15 protein-coding genes are annotated in these 17,401 nt (G+C 69.4%); 4 read left to right on the forward strand and 11 right to left on the reverse strand.

What is annotated here, in order from left to right; all coding sequences use genetic code 11:
- Positions 1-13: 13 nt before the first annotated feature.
- The 5 genes from ACIRGA_RS06435 to hppD all read right to left on the reverse strand — a co-directional run bounded on the left by ACIRGA_RS06435 (position 14) and on the right by hppD (position 6,835).
- Positions 14-454, reverse strand: coding sequence for a hypothetical protein (locus ACIRGA_RS06435; RefSeq protein WP_400937258.1), 441 nt, complete (start codon positions 452-454; stop codon positions 14-16).
- Positions 451-4,518: a hypothetical protein gene (locus ACIRGA_RS06440; RefSeq protein WP_400937261.1), complete on the reverse strand. Its 4,068-nt coding sequence runs from the start codon at positions 4,516-4,518 to the stop codon at positions 451-453. Before ACIRGA_RS06440 ends, ACIRGA_RS06435 begins: the two co-directional genes overlap by 4 nt.
- Entirely contained in the window at positions 4,518-4,832 is a 315-nt protein-coding gene (locus ACIRGA_RS06445) for a type VII secretion target (protein WP_400937263.1), read from the reverse strand. Before ACIRGA_RS06445 ends, ACIRGA_RS06440 begins: the two co-directional genes overlap by 1 nt.
- Positions 4,833-4,864: 32 nt before the next feature.
- Positions 4,865-5,422 (reverse strand): YbaB/EbfC family nucleoid-associated protein, encoded by a 558-nt coding sequence (locus ACIRGA_RS06450; protein WP_400937265.1) that lies wholly within the window; start codon positions 5,420-5,422, stop codon positions 4,865-4,867.
- Between the two features lie 213 nt (positions 5,423-5,635).
- Positions 5,636-6,835: a 4-hydroxyphenylpyruvate dioxygenase gene (hppD, locus tag ACIRGA_RS06455; RefSeq protein ID WP_400937267.1), complete on the reverse strand. Its 1,200-nt coding sequence runs from the start codon at positions 6,833-6,835 to the stop codon at positions 5,636-5,638.
- A gap of 122 nt (positions 6,836-6,957) precedes the next feature.
- Between hppD and ACIRGA_RS06460 the strand changes: the two genes are divergently transcribed.
- Positions 6,958-7,431, forward strand: a complete 474-nt coding sequence (locus ACIRGA_RS06460; protein WP_038508367.1) for an Lrp/AsnC family transcriptional regulator — start codon at positions 6,958-6,960, stop codon at positions 7,429-7,431.
- Here ACIRGA_RS06460 and ACIRGA_RS06465 read toward each other — a convergent pair.
- The 3 genes from ACIRGA_RS06465 to ACIRGA_RS06475 all read right to left on the reverse strand — a co-directional run bounded on the left by ACIRGA_RS06465 (position 7,428) and on the right by ACIRGA_RS06475 (position 9,466).
- Positions 7,428-8,231: an MBL fold metallo-hydrolase gene (locus ACIRGA_RS06465; RefSeq protein WP_400937269.1), complete on the reverse strand. Its 804-nt coding sequence runs from the start codon at positions 8,229-8,231 to the stop codon at positions 7,428-7,430. The two genes, ACIRGA_RS06460 and ACIRGA_RS06465, sit on opposite strands and share 4 nt — an antisense overlap.
- Before the next feature lie 79 nt (positions 8,232-8,310).
- Positions 8,311-8,811, reverse strand: a complete 501-nt coding sequence (gene greA, locus ACIRGA_RS06470) for a transcription elongation factor GreA (protein ID WP_016337198.1) — start codon at positions 8,809-8,811, stop codon at positions 8,311-8,313.
- A gap of 199 nt (positions 8,812-9,010) precedes the next feature.
- On the reverse strand, positions 9,011-9,466 hold the full coding sequence (locus tag ACIRGA_RS06475) for a DUF4307 domain-containing protein (RefSeq protein WP_400937271.1): 456 nt from the start codon (positions 9,464-9,466) through the stop codon (positions 9,011-9,013).
- 144 nt (positions 9,467-9,610) lie between these two features.
- Between ACIRGA_RS06475 and mca the strand changes: the two genes are divergently transcribed.
- Entirely contained in the window at positions 9,611-10,504 is an 894-nt protein-coding gene (gene mca / locus ACIRGA_RS06480) for a mycothiol conjugate amidase Mca (RefSeq protein ID WP_400937274.1), read from the forward strand.
- Positions 10,504-10,839: a hypothetical protein gene (locus ACIRGA_RS06485; protein WP_400937276.1), complete on the forward strand. Its 336-nt coding sequence runs from the start codon at positions 10,504-10,506 to the stop codon at positions 10,837-10,839. Before mca ends, ACIRGA_RS06485 begins: the two co-directional genes overlap by 1 nt.
- Positions 10,840-10,897: 58 nt before the next feature.
- On the opposite strand, the gene ACIRGA_RS06490 is transcribed toward ACIRGA_RS06485, so the two are convergent.
- Both ACIRGA_RS06490 and ACIRGA_RS06495 read right to left on the reverse strand, forming a co-directional pair.
- On the reverse strand, positions 10,898-13,390 hold the full coding sequence (locus ACIRGA_RS06490) for a polynucleotide kinase-phosphatase (protein WP_400937279.1): 2,493 nt from the start codon (positions 13,388-13,390) through the stop codon (positions 10,898-10,900).
- Complete coding sequence (locus tag ACIRGA_RS06495) at positions 13,387-14,754, reverse strand: 3' terminal RNA ribose 2'-O-methyltransferase Hen1 (protein ID WP_400937282.1); 1,368 nt, start codon at positions 14,752-14,754, stop codon at positions 13,387-13,389. Before ACIRGA_RS06495 ends, ACIRGA_RS06490 begins: the two co-directional genes overlap by 4 nt.
- A 63-nt stretch (positions 14,755-14,817) precedes the next feature.
- Between ACIRGA_RS06495 and ACIRGA_RS06500 the strand changes: the two genes are divergently transcribed.
- Positions 14,818-16,836 carry a thioredoxin domain-containing protein gene (locus tag ACIRGA_RS06500; protein ID WP_400937284.1) on the forward strand — a complete coding sequence of 673 codons (2,019 nt, stop codon included), beginning with the start codon at positions 14,818-14,820 and terminating at the stop codon, positions 16,834-16,836.
- Here the strand turns inward: ACIRGA_RS06500 and ACIRGA_RS06505 are convergent.
- The gene (locus ACIRGA_RS06505; protein WP_400937286.1) at positions 16,817-17,311 is read right to left on the reverse strand and encodes a hypothetical protein; all 495 of its coding nucleotides are present in this window, start codon (positions 17,309-17,311) and stop codon (positions 16,817-16,819) included. The two genes, ACIRGA_RS06500 and ACIRGA_RS06505, sit on opposite strands and share 20 nt — an antisense overlap.
- Positions 17,312-17,401: the final 90 nt, after the last annotated feature.

A 17,401-nucleotide genomic window follows, 5' to 3' on the forward strand; every position in this document is an offset into this window, starting at 1 on the left:
CACGGGCGCCGGTTCAGGCCGGTGCGTCCCGTTCCTGCTCCAGTCGCGCGCCTTGGGCGACCACGTTCCGCAACCACGCCGGGACGTGTTCCTCTTCGCGAGGGAACGCTTCCAGGTCGCGGGTGAAGGTGGTCGGATGCAACGGCGGCCACCAGTTCGGGTCTTCGTCGAAGTTGAACGTGAACTCGGGTGCCGCACCGGACGTCAGCACGAGCTTCGCCGAGAACCACGTTCCGCGACCTGGTTCGTACATCCGGGTCCGCAGTTCGCGGAATCCGCCGCGCACCGCGGCGGGCAGGTCGATGTCCCCGCTCCGCCCGTCGGCCAGCCGGATTTCCGTCGCGTAGTCGTAGGCCAGCACGGTCGCGGACACGGTGAGGCTGATCTTCGCCCAGCCCTCCGGCGCGGCCTCCGCCAGCGCGGACGCGATACCGGTGGTCAGCTCGTCCGTCATGGGGTCGCTCCGTAGTGGGTGTCCGGGCCGTAATTGACCTTGGAGGGATCATTCGGGAAGTCGCGTTGCCTGGTCACTCGTGACACCTCGACCGGTCCGGGGAGAAGATTCCCCTGACCGTCGACCGCGTACACGACCTCCTGCCAGCGCATGACCACGTTCTCCGGAATGCCGTTGCTGTCGCCTTCCATCCTGACCTGATAGTTCTCGACCTTCTGGCCGGGCACGGCGTCGAACTTGCCCAGCTCCGCCTCTTGAGCCCGCCAGGACGCGTCATGGATCCAGCTGTCCTTGTAATGACCGCTGTTGGAGGCGGCCATCTGGGGATGCATGTTGACGTATTCGCCGGGGCCACCCATCTCATGCGCGGAGAAGTGCCCGCCCGCCCATTCGACGTGTGCGTACGTGTTCCCGTACTCCGGGTGATTCTGGTAGGCCGCCTTACCTTCTTTGCCCGACCTGCCTTGCGACGTGTCGTCGCGGAAGTCGTCGTTCTTCCCCTTGAAGACCGGGTCGCCGGTCATCGCGCTCGGCTTCCCGTTCGCACCGACTTCGAAGGTCCAGTGCTTGCTCGGGTCATGGAAGTTGGGCACGCGATACTGCGTGTTGGGCTGCAGGGGGTAGCGCAGGTCGGGGTTGTGGAAGGGCTTCGAGGTCGGCAGCGTCGTCTCGACGTGCGTCACCTTGCCGGCGTCGTCGGTGAAGAACCGGCTGGTGGCACCGTTCTTGTACTCCACCTTGTACTCGGCGTTCATCGCCAGCGGCTTTTCACCGCGCAGAGCCTGCGGAACCCCTTCGGGATCCGGCTGGCTGTTCCGGGTGCGAGGCTTGACGTCTTCGAGGGTCTTGGGCGAGTCGATCGGGGCGTGCGGGTCCGGCCGGTTCCGCGGCCCGTCGAACTCCGAGTCGGCCCCTCGGTTCCAGGTGGCGAACCGTTCGTTGAACTCCGGCGAGTCTGGGCGGATCGTCCGGGGCTTGGGCACGTCGTCGTACGGCGGATGACCGGCGTTGTCGCCGTCGCCGCGGCTCTGGGCGCTGTCGGCGTCCACGTCCTGCTTGTCCGTGTGCGAGGTGTCCGGCGTGAAGCCGTCGTCGCTCGCCCGGCGGGCGGTGCCGTCGGGGCTGTGGACGTCCCATTCGCCGTTCGGCGGGATCCGGGGCCGGGTGCGGCCGTCTGGGCCGATCTCGTAGTCGGACGAGAAGACGCGCCCGTTCGAGTCGGTCCACGCCGGCTTGCTCGGCGCCATGACCTCGGTGTCGAGCTCCCGCGACAGACGCCGCGCGAAATCGTTCGAGCCCGCGTCGCAGCCGATCAGCCGGATCGGGCGGCCGTCGTAATCCCCGTTGCGCCGCAGGATGTCCGCGAACTCTTCCGGGGTGTAGGTGCGGTTGCCGATACGGGCGTGCCCGTCCGGCGTGACATGCACGTCGACGGTGTAGCGGCCGTCCGGATCCGGCTGGACCCGGTGCGGCAGGTCGCCCATGTCCGAGTCGCCGCGGTGGTACGAGCTACCCGCGGGGGTGCTCTCCGAATGCCGTTGGTTGACCTCGTCCGGCGTCAGCGGACGATCCGGCTCGCCGTCGGGACCGCGGTCGTGCGGCGTGCCGTCGGGGTGGCCGTTCGGGTCCTGGCGCGGTCCGTGCCCGTCGGGGCCGTGACCGTCCGGCGAACGCGGCGGCCCGGAGTGGCCGCCGGGGCCGCGTCCGCCCGGTCCGGTGTTGCCGGGACCGGTGCCGCCGGGCCGGTTACCGGGGCCGTGCGTGCCCGGCGTGCCGGTGTGCGGCTGGGCGCCGGGGCCGAAGTCGTTGCCCCGCGCGACCGGCTGCGGCTGATGCGGCTGGTTCGGCCTGCCGCCGGGGCCGGTCTGACCGGGACCACGGCTGGGGCCCGTGTGGGTGTCGGGCGTGCGCGGGGCGTGCGTGTCCGGGGTGCGCGGCGAACCGGGCGTGCCCGTCCAGCCGCCACCCTGCGGCCTGCCGCCGGGCGTGCCCGGGGTGCCGCCGGGGGTGCCACCCGGAGCGCCTTGTGGCGGCATGCCGCCGGCGACCGGCTGACCCTGCGGCGGGACACCGGGCGAACCGTCGCCGCCGGTACCGCCGCGCTGCGAAGGCAGGTGTGACGGGCCGGCGTCGCCGAGGCGCGGTGCGGTGGGCGCCGTGCCACTGGTCGTCGTGCCACTGTCGGTCGGCCTCGTGGGGCTGCCGCCGTCGTTGCCGCCGTGGTGGCCGGGCGACGGGTCGGACCGAGGTGTGGGTGAGCCGCCGCCGTCACCGCCGTGCGTCCGGGGCGAACCACCGCCGCCGTCGCCGGTGTGGCTGGGGGAACCGCCGCTGTCCGCGCGAGTGTGCGGTGCGGGGGAGCCGGTGTCGGGTGCGCGGCTCGGCGAGCCGCTGTCGGTACGGGTGTGCGGCGCGGGCGAGCCCGCGTCCGGTGTGTGGCTCGGGGAGCCGCCGCTGTCCGTACGGGTGTGCGGAGCGTCCGGTGTGTGGCTCGGCGAGCCGCCGGTGTCGGTGCGGGTGTGCGGGGCGGGAGAGCTGTCGGGCGTGTGGCTCGGGGAGCCGCCGCTGTCCGCGCGAGTGTGCGGGGCGGGCGAGCCGCCGTCGGGTGTGTGACTGGGTGAACCGCCGGTGTCCGCGTGGTTCGGGGTCGGCGAGCCACCGTCGGACGCGCGGTTCGGGGTGCCGGAATCGCCGGGAGAGCCACCGTCGGACCGGGTGTGCGGAGCCGACGTGTCGGAGCGGGCGGCGCTGGGCGAACCGTTGCCGCCGTCCGGTGTGCCGCCGGAGTTTCCGTCCGAAGTGGACGGTCCGTCGCCGGCGCGGTCGGGAGAGCCGCCGTCGGAGCGGGAAGACGAGCCGCCACCGTCCCTGGTGGACGATGAGCCGCCGCCGTCGCCGCGAGTGGTGCTCGACGGACTGTCGCCGGAGTTGCCGGTCGAGCCGGAATCACCGGAGCTGCCGGAGCTGCCCGAGCCGCCGTTAGAGCCGTTCGAACCGTTGGAGCCGTTCGAACCGTCGCCCGAGCCGCTGCCGGAGTCCCCCGAGCCGGAGCCGGAGTCCCCCGAACCGCTACCGGAGCCGTCGCCGGACCCGGAACCGTCGCCGGAGCCGCTGCCACTACCAGAACCGTCGCCGTCCGGGCCGTCCCCGGAACCCGAGCCCGAGCCACCGCCGGACCCACCGGATCCGCCGCCGCTGCCGCCGCGCTGGATGAAGCCGCCCGGCTTGATGTTCTTGGTGTTGATCACGTCCAGGCCGGTGACCTTGCCCGCGATCTTGCCGAAGATCTTGATGATCTTCTCGAAGACGTCGGCCAGCTTGCCGAGCAGCGGCGAGACCCGCCGCATCGCGTCGCACAGTTCCTTGAGCTTGTCGGCGATCTTCGCGGCCCACTTGGCGATCGCGGTGACGGCCTGCGCGACCACCACGGGCGTGCCGAAGCCGAGGGAGAACACCGTCTCCATGACCCACGCGATGAGCTTGCCGACCGCGTCCGCGATCAGCTGGCGGATGAATTCGCGGACGAACGCGACGATCTCGCCGAAGATCATCACGACGGTGCTGATCGCGCCCGCGACCGTCGCCGCGCCGCTGATCGCCTCGGCCTGTTCCGCGGCCTGCTTGCGGTACTGGTCGGCCGCGTCACCCGTCCAGCCGGATGTGCCGTTCTTGACCGCGTTCGAGAACTCGACCTGGGTGTCTTCGAGCTTCTTGGCTACGTTGCCCCAGGTTTCGGAGTACGACTGGATGACCGGCGGATCGCCGGCGACCGCGTCCAGCATGTCCTTCAGCGGCTGCATGTGTTCCATCAGGAACGAAGCCACCGACGACATCAGGTAACCGAACGGGTCGATCGCGGCGCTGGCGAGCTCGCCGGCGAGGCTCAGCACACCGAGCCCGCCGCCGATCCAGTCGCCGTTCGAGATGCCGTTGAAGGCGTCCATGGCCGACTCGGCGACACCGACGCCCGCCCCGTAGCCGTATTCGCTGTTCCCGGCCGTCAGCGGTCCCGGGCCGTCGCCATCCGTCGGCGCGTTCGCGACGAGCGGGTTCCCCTCGGGCATCAGTCAGGTACCTGCGCCTTCTTGAATTCGGCGGCGAAGTTCTCGTCCTGCGTCTGGTAGGCGTTCGACGCGGACCGCACGTTGTTCGCCACCGTCGTCGCGGCCTCGACGGCCTTGTTCAGCGCGTTGATGCCGAACTCCTCGACCGGGTCGAGCATCATCCGGAACGGCTGGCAGATGATGCCGTACGCGTCGGTCGGCATGCTCACCTGCTGCGCGGCGTCGACCGCCGTGCGCAGGCCGTCGGCGATGCCGTCGATCTGCTTCGCGTGCGCGTCGAGGTCGGCGCCGAGCTCATAACCCTTGCCTGCCATGGTTTCTCCCCTCTACCAGGCCGGATGAACGTCTACGAAAGGATGCTGCCGCCGAAATCGTCGTCATCGTCGTCCTGCGTGCGGCGGCGGCGCGGGATCGGCTTCGGCTGAGGTGGATTCTGGGGCGGACTCGCCTGCGCGGGCGGCGGCGAGGGCTCGTCCTCCTCCGGGCCGAAGCGGTGGTGTCGATCGGGTTCCGGCGGCGCGAGGTTCTCTTCCGGCGGCGCTTCCGGGAAGGTGCTCTGCGCTTCCGCGATCACCCTGTTCGCCGTCTCGTCGGTGGTGCCGACGGTCTCGGCCATCGCCGCCTGCAGCAGTTCTGGGATCCGCGACTGCGCGAGCTGGACGAGGCGCATGACCTGCGACGAGACCTCCGCCATCCGTTTGCCGCTCGCGGCTTCGGAGATGACGAGGTTGGTGAGGAGGCCCTTCGAATCGATCGTGACCTCGATGGTGTTGTCCTTCGACCGCTCGGTCACGGTCTGGCCCTGCATGCGGGCGGCCATCGCCTGATAGCGCGCGGCGGTCTCCTGGATCTGCTTCGTCCAGTTGTCCACCATTCGTTCGCTGGCGTCGACGTTGTCCGGCATCGGGACCCTTCCACGAGCTGCATGCTGGCGTCTTCACACTGACGGTCCGAAGACGCCACCGGTTCCGGTGTTCTCGAAGTTTCGTCGAACAGCCTAGTGCTCGTCCGGTGTACCACCTCGGGACGACAAAGTCGGCCCCATCACGCAGTGAAAGGGCCCCTCACCACACGAAGTGCGATGAAGAGCCCTTTCACGCCTTGCGAACTGCCGGGGTCAGAGATTGCCTCGGCGCTCCTGCTCACGCTCGATGGCTTCGAACAGGGCCTTGAAGTTGCCCTTGCCGAAGCCGAGCGAACCGTGCCGCTCGATGAGCTCGTAGAACACCGTCGGGCGGTCGCCGATCGGCTTGGTGAAGATCTGCAGCAGGTAGCCGTCCTCGTCGCGGTCGACCAGGATGCGGTTCTCCTTGAGCTTCTCGATCGGCACCCGGACCTCGCCGATCCGCGCACGCAGTTCCGGGTCCTCGTAGTAGGAGTCCGGGGTGTCGAGGAACTCGATGCCCGCCGCGCGCATCGCCTTCACCGTCGTGACGATGTCGTTGGTGGCCAGCGCGATGTGCTGGCAGCCCGCGCCGCCGTAGAACTCGAGGTACTCGTCGATCTGCGACTTCTTCTTCGCGACCGCCGGCTCGTTGAGCGGGAACTTGACGCGGTGGTTGCCGTTGGAGACCACCTTGCTCATCAGCGCCGAGTACTCGGTCGCGATGTCGTCGCCGACGAACTCCGCCATGTTCACGAAGCCCATGACACGGCGGTACCAGTCGACCCAGTAGTCCATCTTGCCGAGTTCGACGTTGCCGACGCAGTGGTCGATGGCCTGGAACAGCCGCTTCGGCGCGCCTTCGGGGCGGACGATGGCGCTCTCGCGCGGCACGTAGCCGGGCAGGTAGACGCCGGTGTACTTCGACCGGTCGATCAGCGTGTGGCGGGTCTCGCCGTAGGTCGCGATCGCGGCGATGCGCACGGTGCCGTGCTCGTCGGAGACGTCGTGCGGCTCCTCGAGGACGGTGGCGCCCTGCGAGCGGGCGTGCTCGATGCACCGATCGACGTCGGCCACTTCGAGGGCGAGGTCGATCACGCCGTCGCCGTGACGGCGGTGGTGGTCGAGCAGCGGCGAGTCGAGCTGGACGCCGCCGGTGATCACGAAGCGGGCCGAGCCGGACTTCAGCACGAACGACTTGCGCTCGAAGTTCCCGGTCTCGGGGCCGGAGTACGCGACGAGCTGCATGCCGAACGCGACCTGGTAGAACCACGCGGTCTGCGTGGCGTTGCCCGCGATGAACACCACCGCGTCCATCGACTTCACCGGGAAGGGGTCGGTCGAAGTGTCGTGGTCGACGAGGCCGACGAGCTGACGCAGCTGGTCGTAGCTCACGTCGTCAAGAGCACCCTGGGGTTCCACTGTGTGCGTCATGCCAAGAAGCATCGGAGCACATGACAAAATGCGCAACGGTCAAAGATTTCACTGCGCACTATGACCAGTCGATAGGCGGGATGCGCGGTCAAAGCGGACAACCTGTTCAGGAGGTAGGCCCGATGTCGGAAGCGCTCGACGCACTGGACGCGCGGCTGCTGCTGTTGCTCACCGACTCGCCCCGGCTCGGCGTGCTCGAATGCGCCCGCCGTCTCGGCGTCGCGCGAGGGACCGTGCAGGCGAGGCTGGACCGGTTGACCGAACGCGGGATCCTCGGCGGGTTCCCGCCCGAGCTCGATCTCGCGGCGATGGGATACGGCCTCACCGCGTTCGCCGTCCTGGAGATCGCGCAGGGCCGCCGGGCCGAGGTCGCGGAGGCGCTGTCCGCCATCGACGAGGTCTGTGAGGTCCACGCGACGACCGGGCAGGGCGACCTCTTCGTGCGGATGGTGGCGCGCAACAACGACGACCTGCAGCGGGTGGTGGACGAGGTGGTCGGCGCGCCGTACGTGCGGCGGACGTCGACGTCGATCGCGTTGTCGACGCCGGTTCCGCCGCGCGTACGGCCGCTGCTGGAACGGCTGGCGCGGAGCTAGCCGACCTGGCTCAGGTACCGCTTCGCCGACCGCTGGACCGCCTCGTGCCCGTCGGTGCGGATGATCGCGTCCCACCAGGCGCCGTAGATCGCCTCGAACTCGTACGGTTCGAGCAGCTCGGCCGCGCGCCGGACGACCTCGGGGCGCTCCGGGATCAGGTTCGGGTAGCTGTACATCATGCCGACGAAGCGACGGTCCGGGATGACCTGCAGGATGTCACCCGAGAGCACCGCGCCGCGGCCGTTCTCCCCGCCCGGCCAATGCAGCACCGTGCCGCCGGCGAAATGCACGCCGAGGTTGATGAGCCGCAGGTCGGGGGCGACGTCGAGGGTCGCTCCGCTCCACAGCTTGATCGCCGGATCCGGCCTGCCGATCCACTGCCGGTCGCCCTCGTGCAGGTAGATGGGGGCGTCGAAGGCGTGGGCCCACTCGACCATGGTGGTGTAGTAGTGCGGGTGGCTGATCGCGATGCCGGTGAGCCCGCCGAGGTCACGGACCTCGGCGACCAGGTCGTCGTCGATGAAACCCGCGCAGTCCCACAGGAAGTTGCCGGATTCGGCCTTGATCAGCAGGGCGCGCTCGCCGATGGCGAAGTTGGGAGTGGACCCGACTCCGATGAGGCCGGGTCCCTGCTCCTCGATCCGCGCTTGGTACGTCCCGCTCGCGCGAATGGTGTTCAGATCGGTCCACCGCTGTCCGGCCTGCGGGACGTACTGACGTTCGTCCTCGCAGATCGGACAGTCGGACCGGGGTTCCGCGTACTGCATGCCACAGGCGACGCAGATGGGTAGCTCGCTCATCGTTTCCCTCCAGAATTTCTCCGGAGATCACGCTAATGGCTCGCCTTTGCGCCCGGCCACGGGCCGGACACGGGAAAACTCACTTGCCGGTGTACGGCACGGCCTTGACGAGCGTCACCTTCTGGATGCTGCCGTTGGGCAGCTCGTACTCGCGGGTCTCGCCCTCTTTGGCGCCGAGCAGCGCCTTGCCGAGCGGCGACTCCGGAGAGTAGACATCCAGGTCACCCTCGGTGCCCTCTTCGCGGGTCGCCAAGAGGAAGTTCTCGTCTTCGTCGTCACCGTCGTAACGCACGGTGAGGACCTTGCCCGGTCCGGCGCTGCCGTCGTTGGCGGGCGGCTCGCCCACCTTGGCCGAGCGGAGGAGCTCCTGGAGGTGGCGGATGCGGGCCTCGTGCTGGCCCTGCTCTTCGCGGGCGGCGTGGTAACCGCCGTTCTCCTTGAGGTCGCCCTCTTCCCGGCTGTCGTTGATCTTCGCAGCGATGACCGGGCGGAGCTCGATGTAGTGGTCGAGTTCCTGCTTGAGCCTGTCGTAGGCATCCTGGGTCAGCCAGGTCACCTTTGTGTCGCTCACGGTCACCATCTCCTAGTAGGGCCTGCCAGGCTTGGGTGTACAAGCCGGCCACCGGACCGGCATGGCGCGCCGGCCTGGCTGAGATAAAGGAAAAACACGGCCCGTCTTGGGCCGTGCCGGTAGATCAGAGTAACACGGCGCGAGGCATCGCCGCCGGTGGAATTCGGTCGCGCCTCGGCGTTGGGCGCCCGTTTCACCCCGTTGGCCGCTATGGCCTTGACAGGTACCGTGGTACGTCGTATGAGCATCCGAAGATATCAGCCGTGACCGGCTTTCCGATGCTCTTGATGGTGGTGGTCACCCTGCTGTTCTTCGAACCAGGCTGAACGAGGACCTCTTTACGGCCGCTTTCCGCACCGGCCTTGTCGCGGACCCGGACGACGCACACGCCAGGACGGTTCACATCGTCCCTGGTCACGTTGATGGTGATCTCCATCGCGTCGCCGGGCTTCTCGTCGAACGAGACGCGTTCGCCCTCGATGGGCGCGCTGCCGAAATTCGTGTACGCGACATAGGCGATCCCGCCGCTGACCAGCAGTGCGATCACCACGAACACCAGCCGACGCCAGCGGGCGGGCTTCGCGGCACGGGTCTTGCCGTACCGGCCTTCGGGCACGTCCGTCCGGGTGCTTTCCGCGCTGGGAGCGTCCTGTCCCGTGCTCAACCCGGGCCTCCCGGTGGTGTCGTCGTGCTCGCAGGGACAATGGAGTCGTATGCGAGTGGTTCCCCTCGAGTATCCGCGCCCGGCCGGGCGGGCCGTCAGGCAGGGTCGCAGGGGAATAGGGAACGAGAAGGGGACGTTCGGAGCATGGTGTCTGCCAATGAACCGCCGAAGTCACGCCTCCGCCTGATGGCGGTGCACGCGCACCCCGACGACGAGTCGAGCAAGGGTGCGGCCACCATGGCCAAGTACGCCGCCGAAGGACACGAGGTCATGGTCGTGACCTGCACCGGCGGCGAGGCCGGCAGTGTGCTGAATCCGGCCATGGACCGTCCCGAAGTCGTGGCCAACATGACCGAGATCCGCCGCGAGGAGATGGCCCGCGCGGCCAAGATCCTCGGCGTGAGCCACACGTGGCTCGGGTTCGTCGACTCGGGCCTGCCCGAGGGCGACCCGCTGCCCCCGGTCCCGGAGGGCTCGTTCGCGGTCATCCCGCTCGAAGAGTCCACCGGTGCCCTGGTGAAGGTCATCCGCGAGTTCCGCCCGCACGTGATCGTCACCTACGACGAGAACGGCGGGTACCCGCACCCCGACCACATCCGCACGCACGAGATCTCGGTCGCGGCCTTCGACGCCGCGGGCGAGGCGGAGCGGTACCCGGACGCGGGCGAGCCGTGGCAGCCGATGAAGCTGTATTACGTGCACGGGTTCTCGCGCGCCAGGATGACCGTGTTCCACGAGGGCCTGCTCGCGCGCGGCCTGGAGTCGCCGTACGAGGAGTGGCTCAAGTCGTGGGACCCGGAGAAGGCCGACGTCATGGAGCGGGTGACCACCCGCGTCGAATGCGGCGAGTACTTCGAGCAGCGTGACGAGGCGCTCAAGGCGCATGCCACCCAGATCGACCCGGACAGCCGCTGGTTCGCCGTCCCGCGCGATCTGCAGCGCGAGGTCTGGCCGACCGAGGAGTACGAGCTGGTCCGCTCATTGGTGGACAGCACCCTGCCGGAGGACGATCTGTTCGCCGGCTTGAAGGAGGGCTGATGAGTTTCGTGGTGCCGGCGTTCGCCGTCGTTCCGGTGACGGTGTCGTCGCAGTTCCTGGCGCAGCAGCCCGGCAACGGCGACAACGGCGGCCAAGGTGAGGACTTCGGCAAGTCGTCGCCGGTGGGTTTCCTGATCCTGATCCTGTTCCTGATCGCCGTCGCGTTGCTGGTGCGGTCGATGACCAAGCACCTGAAGCGGCTGCCGGAGAGCTTCGACGAGCCTGCTTCCTCGGAGGCTCCCGCCGCCTCGGAAGCCGCTGAAGCTCCCGAAGCCCCGAAGGCCGACACCGAGCCGGTCGCGAAGACGGAGAAGCCGACCGCCAAGTCCGACTGAGCCCTCGTGAGTGGTAAGTGTCGTTCTAACGACACTTACCACTCACGAGGGAAGCGCGTCAGAGGCGCGGGTCGACCGGATCCGACTCCAGCGCCAGCACGGCGAACACGCATTCGTGCACCCGCCACAGCGGTTCCCCGCGCGCCAGCCGCTCCAGCGCCTCCAATCCCAGCGCGTATTCGCGCAACGCCAGCGCCCGCTTCCGGTTCAGCCCGCGTTTGCGGAGCCGCGCCAGGTTCTCCGGCAGCGTGTAGTCCGGCCCGTAGATGATCCGCAGGTACTCCCGCCCGCGCACCTTCACTCCCGGCTGCACCAGCCCGCGTGCGCCGCGGGTCAGGTTGGCAGCCGGTTTGACGACCATGCCCTCGCCGCCCGCGCCGGTCAGCTCCAGCCACCAGTCGACGCCACGCGCGACCGACGCCGGGTCGGTGGTGTCGACGGCCAAAGTCCGCGTGCGCGTGAACAGGTCGCCGGTGAGCCGGTCCAGCAGCGCGAGGTGTCCCTCGTGCGGCCGGTCGTGGTACGTGCGGCCTTCGGACGCCAGGATCTGGAACGGCGCCAGCCGGATACCGTCGAGGCCGTCGGTCGGCCAGCAGTAACGCCGGTAGGCCTCCCGATAGGCGTCCACAGTGGACTCGCGGATCCGTGTCCGGTCAAGGAGTCCCGACACGTCCACCCCGCGAGCGGCGGCCGCGTCCAGTGAGGCGACGGCGGCGGGCAGCACGGACTGCGCCGCCGCGCCCACGGCCGCGTACTGGCCCGAGATCAGCGACCCGGCCTTCGCGCTCCACGGCAGCAACTCCGTGTCGAGCAGCAGCCAGCCGGTGTCCAGCTCCTCGAACAGCTCCGACGCCGCCTCCCGCACACCGGCGAGCAGCCGCGCGTTCTGGTCCGGCGTGAAGAACGGACGGCCGGTGCGGGTGTAGACCGCGCCGGGCCCGTGGATCCCGAATCGCGCGGGAGCCACGTCGTCGTCACGGCACACGAGCACGACGGCCCGCGAGCCCATGTGCTTCTCCTCGCACAGGACGTGATCGACACCCGCCGAGCGGAACTCGGCGAAAGCCTCCTCGGGGTGTTCGAGGTAGTCGTCCCTGGCGGACGTCGAACACGGCGCCATGGTCGGTGGCAGGTACGGCAGCCAGCGCGGGTCGACGGCGAAGCGGCTCATCACCTCGAGCGCCGCCGCCGACTGCTCGGCGGAAACCCCGACCCGGCCGTGATGCCGTGTCTCGATGATCCGCTTCCCGGTGACGTCGCCCAGTTCCAGCACCGCGGGCTCGCGTCCGCCCAACGGCCGCGCCGGTTCGAGCGGACGCGACGGCTCGTACCAGACCTTTTTCGCCTTCACCGAGACGACTTCCCGCTCCGGGTAACGCAAAGCGGTCAGCTTGCCGCCGAAGACGCAGCCCGTGTCGAGACACATGGTCCCGTTGATCCACTCCGGTTCCAACGTCGGCGTGTGTCCATAAAGGACCATCGCGGTGCCGCGGTAGTCGCGAGCCCACGGCAGCCGCACCGGCAGGCCGTACTCGTCGGTCTCTCCGGTGGTGTCGCCGTAGAGCGCGGTGCTCCGCACCCGGCCGGACGCGCGCCCGTGGAACTTCTCGGGCAGGCCCGCGTGCGCGACGACGAGCTTGCCGCCGTCGAGGACGTAGTGCGCGATGAGTCCTTCGCAGAAGGCGTGCGCCTTCGCGCGGAAGTTCTCGTCCTGCGCGGAAAGCTGCTCCAGTGACTCCGCGAGGCCGTGCGTGGTCTTGACGTTGCGCCCGTTCAGCGCGCGGACCAGTTTCTGTTCGTGGTTCCCGCAGACGACCAGCGCGCTGCCCGCCTCGGTCATCGCCATCACCCGGCGCAGCACGCCCGGGGTGTCGGGTCCGCGGTCGACGAGGTCGCCGACGAACACGGCGGTCCGCCCTTCCGGGTGCGCACCGTCGACGTAACCCAGTTCGGTGAGCAGTTCGTCCAGTTCCTCGCGGCAGCCGTGGACGTCGCCGATGACGTCGAACGGTCCGGTCAGCTCGCGGCGGTCGTTGCGCAGCGGCTCGACGACGATCTCCGCTTCGGCGACCTCGGCTTCGCTCCGAAACACGTGCACGCGACGGAAACCCTCGCGCTCCAACGACTTCAGCGAGCGGTGCAGCTCGCCGCGCTGACGTCGGACGACGTGCTCGCCGAAGTCGCGGTCGGGCCGGGACTCGTTGCGTGCCTGGCAGACCTTCACGGGCAGGTCCAGCACGATCGCCGTCGGCAGGACGTCGTACTCCTTCGCCAGCTTCAGCAGGCTCGCCCGGGACGCGCGTTGGACGTTCGTCGCGTCGATGACGGTGATCCGGCCCGCTTCGAGCCGCTTCGCCGCGACGTAGTGGAGCACGTCGAACGCGGCGGCCGAGGCGCTCTGGTCGTTCTCGTCGTCGGCCACCAGGCCGCGGAAGTAGTCGCTGGACAACACTTGGGTGGGCGCGAAATGCGTCCGCGCGAAGGTCGACTTGCCGGAGCCGGAGGCGCCGACGAGCACGACGAGGGACATGTCGGGGATGGTCAGTTTCATGCCACGGCCTCCTTTCGAGACGTGAAGACCGCCATTTGGGTCGGCGGTCCTGATTCCTGGGACTCATGTCCCACCGGCAGGTGGCGGACGTCGTAGCCGCGCCGGGAAGCGACGCCCTCGGCCCACGTGCGGAACTGCTGGCGTGTCCATTCGAAACGGTGGTCGGCGTGCCGGAACCGGCCCTCTCCGAGGAATTCGAAGTGGCGGTTGTACTCGGCGTTCGGCGTCGTGACGAGTACGGTCCGCGGCGCGGCGACCCCGAACACGGCGTGCTCCAGCGCGGGCAGGCGCTCTTCGTCGACGTGCTCGATCACCTCCATCAGCACGGCCGCGTCGTACCCGGCCAGCGACGGATCGGCGTAGGTCAGCGCGGACTGCTTCAACGTGATCCGTGACTTGTCCTTCAGTCGCTTGTCGGCGATGTCGAGCGCGCTCGCGGACACGTCGACACCGACGATTTCCGTGAAAGACGGCTCCTTCTGCAGCACTCGCAGCAACGCGCCACCGCCACAGCCGAGGTCGAGCACGCGCCGCGCGCCCGCCGCCCGGAGCGCCGCGAGCACACTGCCCTGACGCTGCACGGCCAGCGGTTCGGGCCGGTCCGGCAGCTCGGTGACGCGCGCTTCGGCCTCGGCCGGCACGTCGTCCGCTTCCGCCAGCCGGGCGAGCGCGTACGAGACGATCGGGCGACGTCGTTCGAGGTACCGGTTGGTGATCAGCTCTCGTTCCGGATGCTCGGCGAGCCAGCCTTCGCCGACGCGCAACAGCTTGTCGGCTTCGTCCTGGCCGATCCAGTAGTGCTTGTCGCCGTCGAGGGCGGGCAACAGGACGTACAGGTGCCGCAAGGCGTCGACGACGCGCTGAGTGCCGGTCAGCCGGAGATCGACGTAGCGGGAATCGCCCCATTGCGGGAACTCGGGGTCGAGCGGGATGGCCTTCGCCTCGACCTGCCAGCCGAGGGGCTCGAACAGCTTGTGGACGACCTCGGCGCCGCCGCGCGCGGTCAGCGACGGGACGCGGATCTCCAGCGGGAAGCGCTCGTCGACCAGCTCCGGCCGGTTCGCGCACCGGCCCGCGAGCGCCGTGGTGAAGACGGCCCGCAGCGCCACCGCCAGATACGAGCCGCCCGCGTACGGCCGGTCGTTGACGTACTGGGTCAGCGACGTGCCGCCACCGCGCACGAGCTCGACCGGGTCGATCTCGACCAGCAGCGCGACGGTGCAGCGTTCGTCGGCCGCCTCGGGGTAGAAGACGTGCGCCGTCCCGGCCGAGAGCGCGGACGACTGTGCCTTCTCCGGATGCTTGTGCAGGAGAAAGCCCAGGTCGGTGGCGGGGTTCCGGGTGGTCGTCATGGTCAAGAGCACCCGATGAGTGTCGCGCAGACGGCCGTTCTGCGCGCCCGCTTTTCCGCGTGCGACCCTGGTGGCATGTCGAACCGCCTGAAGGCCGCGACCAGTCCGTACCTGCTGCAGCACGCCGAGAACCCGGTGGACTGGTGGCCGTGGGGTGAAGAAGCGCTGGCCGAGGCGAAACGGCGGAACGTGCCGATCCTGCTCTCGGTCGGCTACGCCGCTTGCCACTGGTGCCACGTCATGGCGCACGAGTCCTTCGAGGACGAAGCCACCGCGACACTGATGAACGCGAACTTCGTCAACATCAAGGTGGACCGCGAGGAGCGCCCGGACATCGACTCGGTGTACATGGCGGCCACCCAGGCGATGACCGGTCAGGGCGGCTGGCCGATGACGTGCTTCCTGACCCCGGAGGGCGAGCCGTTCCATTGCGGCACTTACTATCCGCCGTCACCGCGGCCGGGGATGCCGTCGTTCTCGCAGCTGCTCGTCGCGGTCGCCGAAGCCTGGGGCGAGCGCCCCGACGAGCTGCGTTCCGGCGCCCGGCAGATCATCGCCCACCTCACGGAGAAGAGCGGGCCGCTGCCCGAGTCCGTTGTGGACGGTGCGGCGCTGGAAGCCGCGGTCGCCACGCTGCGCAAGGAGTACGACGAGGAAAGCGGCGGATTCGGGGGAGCGCCGAAGTTCCCGCCGACGATGGCGTTGAACTTCCTGCTCCGCCACCACGAGCGCACCGGCTCCGACCTGTCCATGGTCGAGTACTCGGCGGAGGCCATGGCGCTGGGCGGGCTGAACGATCAGCTCGCGGGCGGTTTCGCGCGCTACTCGGTCGACGCCCGCTGGGAAGTGCCGCATTTCGAGAAGATGTTGTACGACAACGGTTTGCTCCTGCGTTTCTACGCGCAGTTCCACGGCGTGACCGGACACGAGTACGCGCGGCGGACGGTCGAGGAGACCGCGGAATTCCTGCTGCGCGACCTAGGGACGGCCGAAGGCGGGTTCGCCGCGTCCCTTGACGCGGACACCGATGGCGTCGAGGGGCTGACCTATGTCTGGACTCCCGCGCAACTCGCCGACGTGCTCGGCGAGGAGGACGGTGCGTGGGCGGCTGAGCTGTTCCAGGTGACCGAGCGGGGCAATTTCGAGCACGGCGCGTCGACCCTCCGGCTGCGTGAGCCGCATCCAGAGGACGAAACGCGTTATGCGCGGGTCCGGCGCGCGCTGCTGGCCGCGCGCGACGAACGTCCTCAGCCCGCCCGCGACGACAAGGTGATCGCCGCGTGGAACGGGCTCGCGATCGGCGCGCTCGCCAAAGCGGGCTCGCGGCTGGATCGTCCACAGTGGATCGAGGCGGCGGCCCGTGCGGCGGCTTTCCTGATGGACACTCATTTCGTGGCCGGACGCTTGCGCCGGACTTCCCGCGACGGCGTCGTCGGCACGACGGCGGGGGTGCTGGAGGACTACGCGTGCCTCGCCGAGGGGCTGCTCGAACTCCACCAGGCGACCGGCGAACCGCGGTGGCTCGCCGACGCCGTCACCCTGCTGGACCTCGCCTTGGCCCATTTCGGCGTCCCGGACTCGACGGGTGCCTACTACGACACGGCCGACGACGCGGAAGTCCTGGTGCAGCGGCCTTCCGACCCGACCGACAACGCGAGCCCGTCGGGAGCCTCGGCGTTGGCGAACGCCTTGCTGACCGCGTCCGTGCTGGCGGGGCACGACCAGGTCGGCCGCTACCGCGAGGCCGCCGAGCAGGCGCTGGCCCGCGCGGGACGGCTCGCCGCCCACGCGCCGCGGTTCGCCGGGCACTGGCTCACCGTCGCCGAGGCGGCCGCCGCCGGTCCGGTGCAGGTCGCGGTCGTCGGGCCGGACGCCGCTTCACGTAAGGACTTGCTGGCCGCGGCCGTCGCGTCGGCACCGGACGGCGCCGTCGTCGTGGGCGGGACCCCGGACGCCGACGGCGTGCCGCTGCTGGCCGAACGCCCGCTGGTCGACGGCGGCGCCGCCGCGTACGTGTGCCGCGGGTACGTGTGCGAGCGCCCGGTCACCACCGCGGAGGAACTGCGGTCTCAGCTCACCAGTCCCACGCCATAGGGGCGAAAGCGCCGCCGCCGGTCTGCGGTGCCCCGACCGGCTTCACCGCGACCTGCGGCTTCGGCTTCGGTTTGGCCGGCGTGGTTTTCGGCGGCTTCGATGGCTTAGTTGTAGTGGTGGTCGGCGGCGTTCCGATGATGGTGAAGGAGCGGGAGGTCTTCGTGCCGTTCGAGCAGGTGAAAGTCGCCGTGTACTTGCCCGGCGTCTTGCCGGCCTTGCCGTAGCCGGCGACCTTCCCCCAGTTGCCCCCGATCGTCCACTGAAGCGGCGCCGCGAATCCCGGCGATGTCACCGGGGTCGCCGGTCCGCAGCCGCCCATCGCGGCCTTCGTCTCGGCGTAGATCTCCCCGCCGGGTTCGACTTCGGTCGGAGCCAAGAACCAGGAAACGTCCTTGGCCTCCGCCGCGGCCGGACCGATCACCGCCAGCTGGGCGGCTCCGAGCACGAGAGCGCCGACCATGACCTTCTTGAGCATGAGGTTCCCCTTCCTCGCCGACTGCTGGTGGGTACACGTCCGCGCAGGTCATCAGGTTGCCCTGGGTTTTCGCCGGGGGAGAACACGCGT

It is taken from the genome of Amycolatopsis sp. NPDC102389, assembly GCF_044765885.1.
In the GTDB taxonomy this organism is placed as follows: Bacteria; Actinomycetota; Actinomycetes; order Mycobacteriales; family Pseudonocardiaceae; genus Amycolatopsis.

Bases quoted from the DNA above. Each gene is read 5' to 3' on its own strand.
- ACIRGA_RS06465 (WP_400937269.1), bottom strand. From the start codon at position 8,231: ATGAGCGAGCTACCCATCTGCGTCGCCTGTGGCATGCAGTACGCGGAA.
- ACIRGA_RS06445 (WP_400937263.1), bottom strand. From the start codon at position 4,832: ATGGCAGGCAAGGGTTATGAGCTCGGCGCCGACCTCGACGCGCACGCG.
- ACIRGA_RS06440 (WP_400937261.1), bottom strand. From the start codon at position 4,518: ATGCCCGAGGGGAACCCGCTCGTCGCGAACGCGCCGACGGATGGCGAC.
- hppD (WP_400937267.1), bottom strand. From the start codon at position 6,835: ATGACGCACACAGTGGAACCCCAGGGTGCTCTTGACGACGTGAGCTAC.
- ACIRGA_RS06505 (WP_400937286.1), bottom strand. From the start codon at position 17,311: ATGCTCAAGAAGGTCATGGTCGGCGCTCTCGTGCTCGGAGCCGCCCAG.
- ACIRGA_RS06485 (WP_400937276.1), top strand. From the start codon at position 10,504: ATGAGTTTCGTGGTGCCGGCGTTCGCCGTCGTTCCGGTGACGGTGTCG.
- ACIRGA_RS06460 (WP_038508367.1), top strand. From the start codon at position 6,958: ATGTCGGAAGCGCTCGACGCACTGGACGCGCGGCTGCTGCTGTTGCTC.
- ACIRGA_RS06435 (WP_400937258.1), bottom strand. From the start codon at position 454: ATGACGGACGAGCTGACCACCGGTATCGCGTCCGCGCTGGCGGAGGCC.
- ACIRGA_RS06490 (WP_400937279.1), bottom strand. From the start codon at position 13,390: ATGAAACTGACCATCCCCGACATGTCCCTCGTCGTGCTCGTCGGCGCC.
- ACIRGA_RS06500 (WP_400937284.1), top strand. From the start codon at position 14,818: ATGTCGAACCGCCTGAAGGCCGCGACCAGTCCGTACCTGCTGCAGCAC.
- ACIRGA_RS06450 (WP_400937265.1), bottom strand. From the start codon at position 5,422: ATGCCGGACAACGTCGACGCCAGCGAACGAATGGTGGACAACTGGACG.
- mca (WP_400937274.1), top strand. From the start codon at position 9,611: ATGGTGTCTGCCAATGAACCGCCGAAGTCACGCCTCCGCCTGATGGCG.
- greA (WP_016337198.1), bottom strand. From the start codon at position 8,811: ATGGTGACCGTGAGCGACACAAAGGTGACCTGGCTGACCCAGGATGCC.